The organism is Trinickia sp. EG282A, from assembly GCF_040965455.1.
Classification (GTDB): domain Bacteria; phylum Pseudomonadota; class Gammaproteobacteria; order Burkholderiales; family Burkholderiaceae; genus Trinickia; species Trinickia symbiotica.
In genome coordinates this window covers 622475-638361 of the sequence record NZ_JBFRCC010000001.1, presented here as the reverse complement: position 1 = coordinate 638361, position 15887 = coordinate 622475, and the positions used below count along the sequence as shown (strand labels likewise).

The window sequence follows — 15887 nt, the reverse complement described above, 5'->3', positions numbered from 1 at the left end:
TCGGAATAAACCCGGATGAAGCCGATATTCATGATTGCTCGTCCAAGCTCCAGCCTCAGGCCACGTGCGTCACTGCCCGCACGCGTACCGGCGCTCGCTTGCGCATGGCTGTTGACGCTCGTCTGCTCGCTCGCGAGCTCCGCGGCGCTCGCGTTGACGCAAGACGACGTCGCGCCGCTCGCGGGCGATGATTTCGAAGCGAAGTCGGCCGTCATCGACAAGCTCGTCGCCGAGCACGATGCGCGTTCGTTAGCAGTCCTCAATGCGCTCGCCAACGATCAGGCGTTGGCCACGTCTTCCGGTGAAGTGCTGATTCAGCCCAACGATGCGGGCGATCAGGCGCAGGATGCCGTTACCGGAAAAATGGTCGCGGTCGGCGATGCGCAGGCCATTACGTTGAACAACTCGCTGCGCACCAAAGTTGCCGGGGCACTCGCAGGCCTGCAACTCGCCTCGCCCGATCTTGCCACGCGGCGCGCGGCCGTCGACGCGCTGTTGAATAGTCCCGATCCCGCCATGAAGCCGCTCATCGATAGTGCTCGCGCGAAGGAGACCGATCCGGTGCTCAAGCACCGGCTCGATACGCTTTGGGCCACCACGGCCTTGTCGGATCGCGATCCGGCCAAGCGGCTCGAAGCCACGGAGCTCGTCGCGGCGCGCCACGATCCCGACACGTACGCGCTGCTGCGACCGCTCGTCGCCAAGCGCCCCGATGGGACATTCGCCGAGCCCGACGCGCGCGTACGTGAAGCGGCGCAGCGCGGCATCGACGCGCTCGATGCCGTCGAACGCGAAAGCCGCATCGCGGGAACGCTGTTCGCCGGCGTCTCGCTCGGCAGTGTGCTGTTGCTGGCAGCGCTCGGCCTCGCCATCACCTATGGCGTCATCGGTGTCATCAACATGGCGCATGGTGAATTCCTGATGATCGGCGCCTACGCCACCTACGTCGTACAGAACGCGTTTCAGCACTATGCGCCCGCGGCGTTCGACTGGTATCCGCTCGTCGCGGTACCCGTTTCGTTCGCGGCCGCGGCGGCTGTCGGCATCGTCATCGAACGCCTCGTCATCAAGCATCTTTACGGGCGACCGCTCGAAACACTGCTGACCACGTTCGGCATCAGTCTCGTGCTCATTCAGGCCACGCGGACACTGTTCGGCGCGCAAAACGTCCAAGTGGCGAACCCGCATTGGATGACGGGCGGCATCACCGTGCTGCCGAATCTGATCCTGCCTTACAACCGCATCACGATTCTTGCCTTCTCGCTTGCCGTCATCGCGGTTGCATGGGCCGTGCTGACGCGCACGCGGCTCGGCCTCTTTGTGCGTGCGGTCACGCAGAATCGCAGCATGGCGGCCTGCGTCGGCATCAAGACGGCACGCATCGATTCGTATGCGTTCGCATTCGGCGCGGGCATCGCCGGGCTCGGCGGCTGCGCGCTTTCCCAGATCGGCAATGTCGGCCCCGACCTCGGCCAGAGCTATATCGTCGATTCGTTCATGGCAGTCGTGCTGGGCGGCGTCGGCCAGCTCGCGGGCACCGTGCTCGGCAGCTTCGGGCTCGGCGTGCTCGCCAAAGCGATCGAGCCGTTTTCCGGGCCCGTCCTAGCGAAGATCGCCGTGCTCGTATTGATCGTGCTCTTCATCCAGAAACGTCCACAGGGGCTCTTCGCCCTCAAGGGACGCAGCGCCTGAGACACGCTATATGACCACTACGACTTCCACTTCGCCGCTCGCCGGCCATACCATCGCTGAAGCTAGCGAGAGCGGCGACGCCACGCTGTCGGGCTTTGCGCTCGGACTGCCTCCGCGCCGTTCGCTCTTGCCGCGCCCCGCCTGGGCAGCCCTCGTTGCGCTGATCGTTGCGGTAGGTGTGGGCGTGCCGTTCGCCGCCCTCGTGCTGCCGCAATCGAGCGCGTTTCATCTGTCCGCTTATGCGCTGACGATCGGCGGCAAGTTCATGTGCTATGCGATTGCCGCGCTCGCGCTCGATCTGGTCTGGGGCTACTGCGGAATCCTTAGCCTGGGGCACGGACTCTTCTTTGCGCTGGGCGGCTATGCGATCGGCATGTACCTCATGCGCGCAATCGGTCACGACGGTGTCTATCAGAGCGATCTGCCCGACTTCATGGTGTTTCTCAACTGGCATGAACTGCCCTGGTACTGGCACGGCACCTCGCATCTCTGGTATGCGCTCGCGCTCGTCGTGCTCGTGCCAGCCGTGCTCGCCTGGACGTTCGGCTTCTTCGCGTTCAGGTCGCGCGTGCAAGGGGTCTATCTGTCGATCATCACGCAGGCGCTGACGTATGCCGCGATGCTGCTCTTTTATCGCAACGAAACGGGATTCGGCGGCAACAACGGTTTCACGGACTTCAAGCGTATTGCCGGCTTTCCGATCACGCATCCCGGCACGCGGACTGTTATGTTTCTGCTGACGTTCGCAGTGCTCGTACTCGCGTTTCTTGCGGCACGCGCGATCGTCGTATCCAAGCTCGGGCGTGTTGTGACCGCCATGCGCGACAGTGAAACGCGGCTCATGTTCCTCGGCTACAGCCCGCTCGCGTACAAGCTCTTCATCTGGACGCTGTCGGCCGTGCTCTGCGCGATCGCCGGCGCCCTCTATGTGCCGCAGGTCGGCATCGTCAATCCGAACGAGATGTCGCCCGGCAACTCGATCGAAATGGCGATATGGGTGGCCGTAGGCGGACGCGGAACGCTGATCGGGCCGATTGTCGGCGCGTTCGCCGTCAATGGCGCGAAGAGCTTCTTTACCGCTTATTTCGCCGAGTATTGGCTCTTTTTCCTCGGCGCCCTCTTCGTCGTCGTGCCGCTTATCATGCCGCGTGGGCTAGTGGGGCTCGCCGAGCGTATCTTCTCGCGGAGGACGCAGCGATGAATGGGGTCACCGATACGGCTGTGGCCGACAACCACGCGCTCTCAGGCACTGCCGCAATGGGTCATGCCGTTGCGCAGGGCACCATCGACGTCTCGCACGGAACGATTCTTTACGTCGAGGATGTCACCGTCAGCTTCGATGGCTTCCGCGCGCTCAACAGCTTGACGCTTACGCTCGACGTCGGCGAGCTGCGTTGCGTGATCGGGCCGAACGGTGCGGGCAAGACGACGATGATGGATGTCGTCACCGGCAAGACGCGGCCCGATCATGGCAAGGTCTTTCTCGGTCAGACGCTCGACCTTACGCGCATGGACGAGCCTTCGATTGCGCGCGCCGGCATCGGTCGAAAGTTTCAAAAGCCGACCGTGTTCGAGCAGCACCCTGTCTGGGAGAACCTCGAACTCGCGATGCAGGCCGACAAGGGATGGTGGGCGTCGTTGCGCGCCCAATTGAATCGGGAAGCGCAGGCGCGGATCGAGGAGACCCTCGAGACGATCGGGCTCGAAGCAAGTGCGCGTCGGCTTGCCGGTGAGCTTTCGCATGGACAGAAGCAACGGCTCGAGATTGGGATGCTGCTGATGCAGCGGCCCGCACTGCTGTTGCTCGACGAGCCGGCGGCCGGCATGACCGACGACGAAACGATGGCGCTCGCCCAGTTGCTCGATCGTTTGCGCGGGACGTGTTCGATGCTCGTCGTCGAGCACGATATGGAGTTCGTCGCCGCACTTGCGGGCGAGCGCTCGCGCGTGACCGTCATGGCCGAAGGGCGGGTATTGGCCGAGGGAACACTCGACGAAGTGAAACGCGACGAAGCGGTGATCGAGTCGTATCTTGGGCGCTAATCAACAAGGAATTGGATCGATGCTCAACATCGACAGGCTCAATCAGTTCTATGGCGGTAGCCATATTCTGCGCGATGTGACGATGGAAGTGCCGCAGGGATCGTTGACCGTGCTGCTCGGGCGGAATGGCGTCGGCAAGACGACGCTGTTGCGCTGCCTGATGGGGCTCGTGCGCGCGAAAAGCGGCACGATCGCCTGGGGCGGACAATCGATAGAGGCGCTGCCGCCGCATGCGCGCGTCTCGCGCGGGCTCGGGTATGTGCCGCAAGGGCGCGAGATTTTTGCGCGGCTGACCGTCGAAGAGAATCTGCTTGTTGGTGCAGCGAGCCGAAAGCCCGTCTCGGAGGTACCCGAGCGCATCTACTCGCTTTTTCCCGTGCTGAAGGATATGCGGAAGCGGCGCGGTGGCGATCTTTCAGGTGGACAACAGCAGCAGCTCGCGATCGGACGTGCGTTGATGAGCGAGCCGCAGCTTTTGATTCTCGATGAGCCTACCGAGGGGATTCAGCCTTCGATCATTCAAGAGATCGGACGGACGCTTAGGAGGCTCGTCGATGAGACGGGGATGACGATTCTCCTTGTCGAGCAGTATTACGACTTTGCGCGTGCGCTCGCCGATCGGTATTGGGTCATGCGGCGTGGCGAGATCGTCGCCGGTGGCGCGGGAGCCGAAATGGATGAGAAGGGGGTGCGGGAGTTGATTGCTGTCTAAGCGATCGTATCCGAGCACCCCTTCTCCGCTTGACTCAGCAGGCTAGGACGGACTAGCCTGGAGGGAGCTTGCTGCCCGTTATCGGTTGATCGAGCCCAGGCAGTGGCCTGCCCGGCTGCCATGCATCGACTAATGCTTTAGCACGATCCTTTTGAGCGCTGGACAATTGCGTTTCAACTTGCCTGCTCAGGCCCTGCGAAAATTGAAGAACGTCTTCTCGATTGCCCGCATATTTAAGTGCGGCTTGGAAGAACGTGTACGATTTGAACAGGTCTTTCCGTATGCCGGGGCGCCCGGTCAAATAGACGACACCCATGCTTTGGAGTCCCTCGGCGTTGCCTTGTCGAGCGGCCTGGCGATAGAGCGAGACCGCCTTTTTCACGTTCGGCGCCATCTTCCACGGACTTTCGTACAGCATCCCCAACGCGTTTTGAGCGGGTGCATAGCCGGCGTCAGCGGCCATCCGAAAACATTGCGCAGCGATCAGAAACACCTTGGCGGCTAGAGCTTCGCTATCGTCATTGCGTCTCCTCGACTCGCGAAACGCCGCGTCGTCAACTTTGACGCCAATCTCATACTGCTTCTCGGAACCGCTATTCCAAGCCGCGACGAGATACCACTTTGCAGCAACAACCTTGTTGGTGATGGAATAGTAATCGCCGAGCAGCTCGGCCGCTTCGGGGCTGCCCAATTCAGCGGCCGGCGTCAGCTCAGCCACGGCCGTTTGCCAATCCAGACGGTGGTATGCGGCAACGCCCTCTTTGAGACCGGCAACCGCGGAAGAGGAAAACAAAAGAATTAAGGCCAATGCGACAAACTTTCTTATCATCTGTTAAAGCCCTCGTGAGATGGAATATTTCGGACTTGCGATGCTTACGCCTGGTGAGGCGCGGCCGATCTTAGCGGCAATACCCTGCCCTTGAGCGCGGCCGAAGGAAAAATCAGACGGTCGTGTGTAAGTGGCTGATGCGTCCATAGCGATCGACTAATCCTGCCGGGACTGTGCGCACCACTATGCGAGCGACGCGCCGTTCCGATAGTGCTCGCGCGCCGACTGCTGACGTTAGGCGTCAAATGCCCCTCGCGGTTCAAGTGCGCCCGGAACTAGAGAGGCTCGAGATGAGCATGGCACCGCACGACGTCTTGTGGCCGTCGAAAGCTGCAGGCTTGCCGTCGACGATGAAGTCCGGATCGCCTTCAGCGATGACGGAAGACTCATGGCCCGCGATCGGACACGAACAGCGGTCGCCGCGCCTTGCGACGGCACGGCCCATTACGTCGCTCATGTCGCTCCCCGTTTCGACCCTGCCACCGTGACTCGTTGAGTCACCTACTCGGATGATGCCTCGCATTGCGTCGCTCCTCGTTGTCACCAAGACAAACCCTGGCGATTTCCGTAGGTCTGGTCGTAGCGACGCCCCCACCAGGGCAAATATTCGTCCCCACCTCGCGCCCTGAACCAGTCGGCTTCGGGATCGATAGGGTTCAGCTTCTCGGGCGGAGTGATCACAACGGCGACTGGTTCGTCTGAATTCGTCGTGCCCGCCACGAGGACATTGCCGCCTAGATGGTTGGCGCGCCCGATCGCAAGGACGACGTTGGTGAGTGCCGTCCCAGCGCCCATGTAGCCAAGCAGCCCAGCGGTGTTGAATGTCTGCTTCTGCAACTCGAATTCCGGCAAGCTTTCCGTGAGGGTGCGGCCGAGCGTGCCGATACGCTGCGAGGCCTCATCGCTGCCTTTTCCTGCGTCGTGAATGACGTAGTCGATGTCATTGACCGATACGTTCGCGTTGTGCGCCGCCGCGGCGATCGCGGCTTTCCATGCCTGGACTGCTCGCGTCGTGCCGGCCGTTTTTTCGTGGTCTTTGACGTTGCCGGTCGCCGCTTTACCGATCAAGGCGAGCGGCGCGCGCTCGGTTTTCATCTGCGGTCCGGCGAGGATCAGCAGCGCGATGTTTTCGTTGAGTTGATTGTCCTTCGGCGGAAAGCTCGGCGCGTCCCAGTTCATCACCCAGACGCTTTCCTGCGGGTGCGCCTGGAGGTAGTCGAGTGCTGCGTTCAGCGAAGTAAAGCCCGCGTTCGGCCCGCCGGGCGTTACGCGCACGTCAGGCGGAGTGGCCTTGCTCCAAAGATCCGGGAATGCCTTCGTGCCAATCTCGAAGTAGTCCACCATCTCGTCGCGCAAGAACGTTGCTGCTTCGGTGGGATCGAGTCGATCGGACGGAATCGCGAACTCGACATGAACGCCGGCAAGTTCGCGCCACTTCTTTCGGTCGTCTGGCTTGACCGTGTAAAAATACTTTCCGTTCATCACATATCTTTCGTCAAAGAGCCCGAGAAGCTTGTCGATATACTTTTCATAGAAGCCTTCGAAGGTTTCTCTGCCGCGATTTCCATATGCAATTCCCGCAACTGGCTGAAGCGAAGTAAAACTAGCAGGATCGGCCCTCACCATGTCGTCGCCCTTGTTCGGCTTCACGAGACCTAGTGTCCAAAGAATCTGCCATTCAGTCGGGTAATCGCGGCGTTGAAGAGGGTTCAACCATTCGAGCCCCACCACCTGAGCGACGAACGGCTTATGCGCTTCCGGTGGCGCCAGTTTGGCAATGACAGTTTGTGCTGTCGCGGTACTTGGTAGGCAAAAGGCAAGAAACGTGCTCAGCGCGAAAACGCCGCCCAGCCAAGAAAGAAAATGCACCAGTCGCTTCATGAAATCCTCATCGCTTATAGATCAGCTGATGACACAGCCGTATTCAGGCCGAGATCACTCATATTTATCTCGTTCGTTGCTCACATCTTCTTCTTGAAGAAGGTCGCGTCCAGCTGCTCGAATTGATCGCTGCCGATCGGCTTCAAACATCGCTGCCTGTTTCGGCGCTCAACCATGACTCGTTGCGTCACCTACTCCGATGGTGCATCGCATTTAGTCGCACCACGTTGTCACCAAGACCAACCCTGCCAGTTGTTGTAGGTCTCGTCGTAGCGCCGTCCCCACCAGGGTAGGTAGGCGTACCCCTCTCCTCGTGCTCTAAACCAGTCCGCGTCGGGATCGATTGGATTTAACTTGTCCGGAGGAGTAATCACGACGGCGACCGGCTCGTCTGAATTCGTCGTGCCCGCCACGAGGACATTGCCACCTAGATGGTTGGCGCGCCCGATCGCAAGGACGACGTTGGTGAGTGCCGTCCCCGCGCCCATGTAGCCAAGCAGCCCCGCGGTATTGAATGTCTGCTTCTGGAAGTCGAATTCCGGCAAGGTTTCCGTGAGCGTACGGCCTAGCGTGCCGATACGCTGCGACGCCTCGTCGCTGCCCTTGCCTGCGTCGTGAACGACGTAGTCGATATCATTCACCGATACGTTCGCGTTGTTTGCCGCAGCTGCAATCGCCGCTTTCCATGCCTGGATTGCTCGCGTCGTGCCGGCCGTTTTCTCGTAGTCTTTGACGTTGCCGGTCGCCGCCTTACCGATCCAGGCGAGCGGCGCACGCTCGGTTTTCATCTGCGGTCCGGCGAGGATCAGCAGCGCGATGTTTTCGTTGAGTTGATTGTCCTTCGGCGGAAAACTCGGTGCGTCCCAGTTCATCACCCAGACGCTTTCCTGCGGGTGCGACTGGAGGTAGTCGAGTGCGGCGTTTAGCGAAGTGAAGCCCGCGTTGGGGCCGCCTGGCGTTACGCGAACATCAGGCGGAGTGGCCTTGCTCCAGAGATCCGGAAACCACTTGTTACCGATCATGAAGAAACTCACCATCCGGCGACTCAGGTAAGTTGCTGCTTCGACGGGATCAATACGATCAGACGGGATCGCGAACTCAACGTGAACACCGGCGAGTTCGCGCCATTTCTTTCGACTTTCCGGGCCGACCGTGTAGAAATACTTTGCATTCATCGCGTACCTATCGGAGAAGAGCAGGAGAAGCTTATCGATATACTTCTCGTAAAAGCCGTCGAACGTTTCTCTGCCGCGGTTTCCATAGGCGATTCCCGCAACTGGCTGAAGCGTTGTAAAGCTTGCCGGATCTGTCCTCACCATGTCATCGTTCTTGTTCGGTCTTACCAAGTCAAGCGCCCACAGGATCTGCCATTCGGTGGGATAGTCGCGACGCTGCAGTGGGTTCAGCCACGCAAGTCCCACCACCTGAGCGACGAACGGCTTCGGCGCTTCCGCCAGTACGGGGTTCTTCGCAGCAACAGCTTGTGCCCTCGCCGTGTCGACTACACAAAAGACGAAGAATGTGCTCACCGTAAAAACGCATATCCCCATCCAGACAGGAAAATGCACCAATCGCTTCATGAAATCCTCATCGGTAAAGTATTGTGACTCGCGAGAGTCTGCGTAAAGCATCCAGGCAAGTGTCATCGCGAAGGTAAACAAAGTCGCACCAACCGCGATCAAGAGCCGACGGCGCCAAGTGCCGATCAGTGCGTTCATACGAACCTCCCCATGTCGAGGAACAGCTGACCCTCCCGCTGGTCTTCGATCTTGGCGGGCCTGGCGGCCTCGGGATCGCAACAAGCCCAGTCGTGAAGAGGCTCATCGTTATAGACCCCGTTCATGAAGTACTCCGAATACTTCTTGTTCGGATGTGTCTTATCCAGACCGCCTCCGAACCGCCAGTCCGCCTCGATACGAAGCATCTGCCAGTCTTCCTCAGACAAGTAGCAAAGGCCAATCGCAATGTCGTAAGCGAGTGCTTTCTCCGCATGCATCGGATTCGTCAATGTCGTCGAGTGGTTCGTCGGATTGTTGTTGCTGCCCTCCTTCAGAATCTTGCCGATCTGCCCGTTACGCCATGCTTTGTATTCGACCGTCGCCTTGGCCAGATTGTCCTCGCCGACCACCTTGCCGTCGTCGTTCACCCACCCTTTGGTGCGGCCGTGCCGCTCATTTCGGCGAGCCTCCTGCCGCATCAGCGCATGGTCCTCGTAGCGTTGCGCCGCCTCGCTTTCCTGCGTGCCCTGCGCGTGCATCTCAGGTTTGCGCGAGCTGAAAGTGTCATAGGCGTCATCTGCTTCCTTCTCCGCCTCGCTCTTTTGCGCGTTGCGTGCTGCCGAAGGCGGGTCGTAGGTTTCGTTGAACCGGCTCTTCAAGCCATCAACGACAATCTCCGACACCCTCCCATAACGCATCGCCTCGGGCTCGAACGGCTCGTCCAGCTTCGGAGCGGTTACAGGGATGGTCCAGTTCTCCGGCGGATCTGCATTGATGCGCGGCTTCACGATGAGCCGCGCGAAATAGAGAAGCGGCGCCGATGCCAACGTACCCAGCGCGGCAAGCGGATTCTCGTTCGCGTTCAATGCGCGGTAGAGCCCGAATTCGGCACTCGGCGACGGCGGATACCAAAATCCCTTGCTCCGGTTCACCGTCGCCCGCCAGTCGTCTTCCCAATAGCGATACGTAGGGCTGTCAGCTGGATCCTTTCCGACTACCCATCCCGATGCGAAGACACGCTGCGTGAGGACGCCATGACCGCCCGTCCGCTCGATCTCCTCGGCGCTCATGCCGCGCCAGCCGATGCCTTGCACGGTCGTCGCCGAAATCACCTGATCGTGCGGGCAGCAATAGAGCGTCACGCGGCCTAGCGTGTGGCCGTTCAGGCCGTGACTCGTGCGGTCCTGCCCGGCGCTATACGGCTTACCTTTCGCAGATAGTCGCTTGTTGCCCATGTCCTCATCGAGTTCACGCGCATCGGGCTCCAGTGCGGCGCGCTTGCCCAAAATCTCGAAGAAGGCTTTCAACGTCTCAGCCCGCGCGTTGAACGTCGCGCGGCCACGATTGCCATCGGCGTCGCGCACCGTGCGTTGCGCCCAATTCTCCATGCCCAGCTTTTCGACGAGGCTGTACGGCGCATTGGCCAACACGTAGGCGTCCGCCACGCAGCTACCGGGCTTGCCCCACGGGTCAGTCACGTCGGACATCCTGTCACCGAGAAAGGCGGCCGCCAGCCCGATCATGTTGCCCTGGCTGTGACAGACGACGGTGATCGGCACATCGGCTTGCTTCTCTCGTATCGATTTGATCAGCTTCGCGAGCCGCAGCGCCGCCATTACCATGTAGGCGCGCGGCGGCGTCTGATAGACCAGGCGCGGTGTCGAATTCAACGCCTGCACCGTGAGCCAGCCGAAGATTCGATCGTCGAGCCCCCGGCTCCATAAATCCGCGAGGCTCGAACAGCCATTCGCAAACGGGCCGCCGCCCCAGTAATTGTGCTCGTTGAGAAACAGGTTCGCGCCGTAGTCCTTGAGATCCTGCTTGTTCGCCTTGTAGCCCCAACGGAAATGGATGACCGGAGAGAACGACGGATCCGGCTTGATATAAGTCTCAGCCCACATCTTCGGATTGACGTAACCGTCAGGCGTCAAACTCTCTATGTAACTGACCGGCGCCATCTGCCCGGCCTTGACGCCCGTATAAGCCAGCTGATCGTCCAAGCGGCCCAACCGCCGGTTTAGCCCTTTGCACAGCCCCTCCTCGGCAGCGGTGTACCACTCGCCTTCCGAGTTCACACCGTGCACGAAGATCACAACGCCCGGCAGCGGCATCTGTTTGACGCAGATCAGTTCACTGTCCATGTCGAAGAGCGTGACGCCTTCCGCAGTGCCGACCAGGATTCGCGGCGGCGTCCTTTTTCCGGCCTCGTCCGGCGATGCAACAGCGCTTTGATTCGACTCGTTCATGTTCTTGTTATCCCATCGTCAATCAGTCTTTCTTCTTGAAGAACCGGGTGGTCAGACGCTTGAATCGATCGCTGACGATCCGGTTCAAGCGGCCTGCCGCGTCGGTCTCGCTGTTGACGGGTTGACCTCCCGAGCTCAGCACTTCGGCGTCGAAGCCAGGGACGCCGTCTCCGTCCGTCGCGCGAACAAGCTTCGGCACGCGCGCAAGTGAAGCGTCCTCGAACGCCGGCGTATCGGCGCTCGCGCTCGCCGGTCCGGCCCATGTGTGTCCCGCTGATTTGACGGTGAAGCGGCCAGGGCACCCGAGTTCGATATCCGCTCCCCGAAGCCTGAGGTACGCTCCGCCCTTCGTCATGAAGACGACCTCGTCGCTCGCCGTCCCAGTGATCTTCCCTTCCGCAGCCATGAGCCTGATGTTCTTCGCCGATTCGATCTGCGTATCGTCGGCCTGGCTCTGAAGCATCACCTTGCCTTGATTGGCGATGGCCGAGACGCCCTCTCGATGCGCGAACATCGCCACGCCATGTCCGGCTTGTAGATTGACCCGATGAGCGCTCGCGAATTGAATATGACCCTGCGCAACAGAGTCGACATTGCCGCCCGCATGCATCGCGATGGTCTTGGATGTCGCGGCGCTGATTCCGGCCGGCGCGGTAATGCCGATCGCAGCTTGTTCGGTCGAACCGTCTCCATCAGCATCCGGCCAACTCTTCACCGTTGAAGCAAGTTCGTCTTGCGGCTGCATATCGAAATCGACGCCACGATGCGCCGCCGCGTATTCGCCGAGGCCGCGCGAAAGCGCCATGCATTCGTGCATCAGCCGAAGATATTCATCGCGCGACAATTGACCGCCGGCTGCATTCAGTCGCTGCCAAGCGGAAATCAGCAACGCTTTGCCACTGCGAATTGCCACGTTGGCATCGCTACGCAACTCCGCCCCTTCGCCGCGCGCCTCCGCCCACCCTTCTTCGCGCGGATGGGTGAGATAACCCAAATTGAGCTCGCTGCTCGCATGTGCGCTGGCGAGCTGGCCGCTTATCTGCCCTGTAGTGTCGTCGAACCGCAATTGGTTATAGCGAGTGCCTTTGATTTCCTCGGTCTTGATCCCGGACAAATGGCGGTTCGCAGGCAGCGATCCCTTGTTGCTGAAAGCAGCCGGCGTTTTCGCGCCGTTGTAGAGCACCCCGGCGACGAACATCTTGTCGGGATCGCCGTTCATGAAGTCGAGGATGACTTCCATGCCCCTGCGCGGCAGCAGGCTCTCACCGAAGCGCGAGCCCGCCCACCGCGTGCTCACCGGAACTGCCGCACTATCCGCAGGGGTCCCACTCGTGCCTGCCCCTTTCGCATGCGCGTGATCTTCGGCGCTAAGCCCCTCGATCTGCACGCGAATTCGCCCCAGCTCGTCGCAATAGACTTCATCGCCTTCAGGACACACCACGACACCCGTGATCGGATGCACGCGCGGCAAATGAACCCGCGGATCGTACAGCGGCGTCAACGGCGTATCGCGCGATACGCAACTGAACGTGTTCTCATAGCGGCTTTCCGGCGTGCCGGTCCACGCGCTTGGTCGCGCAGGCGTGCTGACGGAGGGCGGCAGCGGAGAATCGAACAGCCACTGGCTCGCAGCGAAGAGCGCCTGCGCGCGCTCAGTCAAATCTCTGGGAAGATTGTTTTCACCGCGATGATGAAGGGACGTCACGATAACCCATCGATTCCACTCGTGTAGCCGGTCGAAGTCGGGGTGCCCGGCGATGCCGATCCTATGGCCCACGGCAAGGTCGCGCACATTGCTCGCACCTTCGATGCACATGCTCCGCGCGTGATGGGCATCCGCGCGCCACGTGCCGCGTTGGTCGTACTCGTCCCAAGAATCGGCCGTATCGGGCGGATCGATGCGAGTATCCTTCAGCAAGCTCGCGAGGTCGTTTCCGATCTTCCCCTGATCGACTGACGTCCGCATTCCAATGTGATCGACTCGCGCCTGGTCCCGATTCCAGCCCACGTTCCGTGTCGAGCCCGGTACGATCCGGCGCCCCGAAGAAAGCCGAGTGATCGTGTCGCGCTGATCGTGCGCACTATGCGATCGATAGTGAACCCACCTTGCTGAAGAATCGTCGAGACTATGCGACCGCTCGAAGAGGACGAGCGTATGTGCGACCGCGTTAAGGTCGTACCCGCTTCGGTGATTGCGCGTGCCTGCTTTGATGAACCAGGCGATACCTTCGCGCCGGCACAGCCGGCGAATGAAATCGGCGTCGGACTCCTCGAATTGGATCGTCTGATCGTGGCTCCGATATCGGTCGAGCTGCAGCCGGGAGATGTCGAGATCGAACGAACTTGCCAGCGTCGAACTCTTGCGGCGCCACTCCGCGACGAGCGTAGCGACGATCCCCGGCACCGTCTCGTTGCGAAAAATCCGCGTGTTGACGCGCCGCTCGAGAATGCTCAATGCATCCCGAATGACGAGCTGATAGGCGATCAGCCCCAAATCGGATGCACCCTTCCACGCGTCCGTCACCATGCCGCAAATCGAATGCAGGTCGCCGCGGTCCGTCACGAGCTGGACGGCGACCGGCACACCGAGCAAAGCAGTAAGCGATATGCCGTCGATACCGGTCACGCAAGACAGCCTGCCCTCGATACCGCCGCAAAGCTCCTCGCGAATATCGATGCGCTGCGGCAGGATGAGACCATCGAATTCTTTCTCTGTATCGCGCCACTTCAATCGAAAGGCGCGATTCGCCTGGGACGGCAAAGGCCCGTACCCAACTTGTACTAGCACTCGGTTCTGCATCGCCTACTCTCTTGCTTTGTTATTGCCTCTGTTCGTATCGAATCGCTCCAATTGCGCATATGCGATACGCATGAAGCGATCGCATGTGAACGAGGTGAACGATGCGCCGCGAACGCTATCGCGATCTTCTAGTGCGATCAAACTAGGACGAAATAACGGGAGAGACGACTCGGGTCCGCGTCAACACGGGCCATGAGGATTGGGTAAGAGCACTGGCTCGACTGCCTCGTCGAGCAGTATTACGACTTCGCAAGAGCGCTGGCTGACCGGTATTGGGTCATGCGGCGTGGCGAGATCGTCGCGGGCGGAGCGGGAGCCCGGGTGGGTGAGAAGGGGGTTCGTGAGTTGATTGCTGTTTAAGCGCCTCCCTCGTTACTCATCTGCGCACTAGCAACACGGCCACTCGATTGAGGAACGCAGAGTTTGAGGAGCAGCGCGCCGAAGAGGCCAGCTACCCCGCACATGATCAGCAATGAAGATGGCGATATGCCCATTGCTACGCCGAAACCGAGCATGGCCACGCTTGCCGCCGATGCTAGTCGAGCGCAAACCTTCGATAACGCCGAGTAGCTCAGGTATTGAGGGCCCTTCAGCTTCGAGATCAGTACTTTCTGAACAGCGCCGAGCTCGAATGCATACAGCAGGCCCATCGCAGAACAGAGCGTGATATCGAGCCAGAAGTCCGTACATGACCCGATCGCTATGGCCAGTCCTGCCGTCAGGGCAACGATACGGACAATGCCGCCCAGCCTCGTTGCCGGAACGGCGCCGTCACCCATCAGCATGATGGCGATCTGATAGAGAAAAAATAGAAAATACAACGCACTGATGCCATTCAAAGCGATGTTCGACGTCGGCTTCAGCTCAACGATGAGCAGGTAGGTTACCCCTCCAAAAGCAAAGTTAACGACAAGCTGATAGAGCAGCCCCCATCGCATCAATCCGTTCGCCATGATCGAACTGAATGGGCGCTTGTAACGGGCATCGTCGCTTTCAGACTTCTCCGCAGAGCCCGAGGCGAGCACTGTCTCGTCGACAGACTGGAGCGCGAGCAGGCTCAGATTCAGCAAAACAACTATCACCGGCACGAAATAAAAGATGTCCACGTTGCGATTGACGATGCTTAGAGCGAATGCCGGCGCAAGAGCGAGAGATCCGCGCGAAATCATGTTTTGTATGCTAGCGCTCTGGCTCAGATCGAGCGCGAATGCTTGCTGCGCGATAAACGGGAAATCCGCACTGAACGCGCCGTCGACCAACAGGACAACCTTGAAGGCGATAAGGGCTGTGATAGCAAGGAGACCACTGCCTTCGCTGTACAGCAATGAAATCGCGACGAGCCAGGTCACTGCCAAAACCGGACGTAGGTAGCGACACCAGGCGACTCGCGTCGGCAACCCGGTTCGCGAGGCCACCGCGGAACCCGGCACCGCTAAGACGAGTTTCAGCAGCGAATCCCCGGTCGACACGGCTGCAGCAAGCGCGAAGTGGCCGCCGTGAGCGAGATATATGGTGAAGAAGTGCGTAATCGTCGTGTCGAGCGCCAGATGCCAGTACAGGGGAATTCCCCTTGCTACGTTCCACATATATCGAAGGTGGACTAGTGGGAAAAGGCGTCGTGGCGCCGACAGCTGTCGTGATCGGTCAACATCTGCTTGTTCTGCTCAAGCGGCCCTCCATCGTGCAAGCGACTCGCGCTCATACGCGCCCTGACGATGATAGGCTGGAGATGAGCGTCGCACCGCACGTCGTCTTGTGGCCGTCGAAAGCTGCAGGCTTGCCGTCGACGATGAAGTCCGGATCGCCTTCTGTGATCACGCAGGATCCGTGTCCGGCGATCGGACACGAACAGCGATCGCGGAGTCTGGCGACCGCGCGACCCATCACGTCGCTCATGTCGCTCCCTGTTTCGACCCTGCCACCGTGACTCGTTGCGTCTCCGACTCGGATGATGCCTCGCATTCCG

12 protein-coding genes and 1 pseudogene are annotated in these 15887 nt (G+C 60.2%); 5 read left to right on the top strand and 8 right to left on the bottom strand.

Annotated features, from left to right (window positions below; translation table 11 throughout):
- Window positions 1-30 precede the first annotated feature (30 nt).
- Genes urtB through urtE form a run of 4 tightly spaced genes read left to right on the top strand, consistent with a single transcriptional unit; the run spans window position 31 to window position 4447 of the window.
- Window positions 31-1692 carry an urea ABC transporter permease subunit UrtB gene (gene urtB, locus AB4Y31_RS02875; RefSeq protein WP_368672622.1) on the top strand — a complete coding sequence of 554 codons (1662 nt, stop codon included), beginning with the start codon at window positions 31-33 and terminating at the stop codon, window positions 1690-1692.
- Window positions 1693-1702: 10 nt separating this feature from the next.
- Window positions 1703-2893 (top strand): urea ABC transporter permease subunit UrtC, encoded by a 1191-nt coding sequence (gene urtC, locus AB4Y31_RS02870; protein WP_368672621.1) that lies wholly within the window; start codon window positions 1703-1705, stop codon window positions 2891-2893.
- Window positions 2890-3735, top strand: a complete 846-nt coding sequence (gene urtD / locus AB4Y31_RS02865) for an urea ABC transporter ATP-binding protein UrtD (RefSeq protein WP_368672620.1) — start codon at window positions 2890-2892, stop codon at window positions 3733-3735. Before urtC ends, urtD begins: the two co-directional genes overlap by 4 nt.
- A gap of 19 nt (window positions 3736-3754) precedes the next feature.
- Window positions 3755-4447 (top strand): urea ABC transporter ATP-binding subunit UrtE, encoded by a 693-nt coding sequence (gene urtE, locus AB4Y31_RS02860; RefSeq protein WP_368672619.1) that lies wholly within the window; start codon window positions 3755-3757, stop codon window positions 4445-4447.
- Window positions 4448-4499: 52 nt separating this feature from the next.
- Here urtE and AB4Y31_RS02855 read toward each other — a convergent pair whose 3' ends face one another.
- The 6 genes from AB4Y31_RS02855 to AB4Y31_RS02830 all read right to left on the bottom strand — a co-directional run bounded on the left by AB4Y31_RS02855 (window position 4500) and on the right by AB4Y31_RS02830 (window position 13852).
- Entirely contained in the window at window positions 4500-5276 is a 777-nt protein-coding gene (locus AB4Y31_RS02855; RefSeq protein ID WP_368672618.1) for a tetratricopeptide repeat protein, read from the bottom strand.
- A gap of 259 nt (window positions 5277-5535) precedes the next feature.
- Window positions 5536-5799, bottom strand: coding sequence for a PAAR domain-containing protein (locus AB4Y31_RS02850; RefSeq protein ID WP_368672617.1), 264 nt, complete (start codon window positions 5797-5799; stop codon window positions 5536-5538).
- A 17-nt stretch (window positions 5800-5816) separates the two neighbouring features.
- Window positions 5817-7157 (bottom strand): virulence factor, encoded by a 1341-nt coding sequence (locus AB4Y31_RS02845; RefSeq protein ID WP_368672616.1) that lies wholly within the window; start codon window positions 7155-7157, stop codon window positions 5817-5819.
- A 230-nt stretch (window positions 7158-7387) separates the two neighbouring features.
- The gene (locus tag AB4Y31_RS02840) at window positions 7388-8875 is read right to left on the bottom strand and encodes a virulence factor (RefSeq protein ID WP_368672615.1); all 1488 of its coding nucleotides are present in this window, start codon (window positions 8873-8875) and stop codon (window positions 7388-7390) included.
- Window positions 8872-11121 carry a hypothetical protein gene (locus tag AB4Y31_RS02835; RefSeq protein ID WP_368672614.1) on the bottom strand — a complete coding sequence of 750 codons (2250 nt, stop codon included), beginning with the start codon at window positions 11119-11121 and terminating at the stop codon, window positions 8872-8874. The genes AB4Y31_RS02840 and AB4Y31_RS02835 overlap by 4 nt, the downstream gene beginning before the upstream one ends.
- Before the next feature lie 22 nt (window positions 11122-11143).
- Complete coding sequence (locus AB4Y31_RS02830) at window positions 11144-13852, bottom strand: type VI secretion system Vgr family protein (RefSeq protein WP_368672613.1); 2709 nt, start codon at window positions 13850-13852, stop codon at window positions 11144-11146.
- 294 nt (window positions 13853-14146) lie between these two features.
- Between AB4Y31_RS02830 and AB4Y31_RS02825 the strand changes: the two are divergent.
- Window positions 14147-14281, top strand: a pseudogene (locus AB4Y31_RS02825) (ABC transporter ATP-binding protein); the annotation flags it as partial.
- Here the strand turns inward: AB4Y31_RS02825 and AB4Y31_RS02820 are convergent.
- Window positions 14278-15507, bottom strand: a complete 1230-nt coding sequence (locus AB4Y31_RS02820; RefSeq protein WP_368672612.1) for a hypothetical protein — start codon at window positions 15505-15507, stop codon at window positions 14278-14280. The pseudogene AB4Y31_RS02825 and the gene AB4Y31_RS02820 sit on opposite strands and share 4 nt — an antisense overlap.
- A 112-nt stretch (window positions 15508-15619) precedes the next feature.
- Window positions 15620-15883, bottom strand: a complete 264-nt coding sequence (locus AB4Y31_RS02815; protein ID WP_368672611.1) for a PAAR domain-containing protein — start codon at window positions 15881-15883, stop codon at window positions 15620-15622.
- Window positions 15884-15887 lie beyond the last annotated feature (4 nt).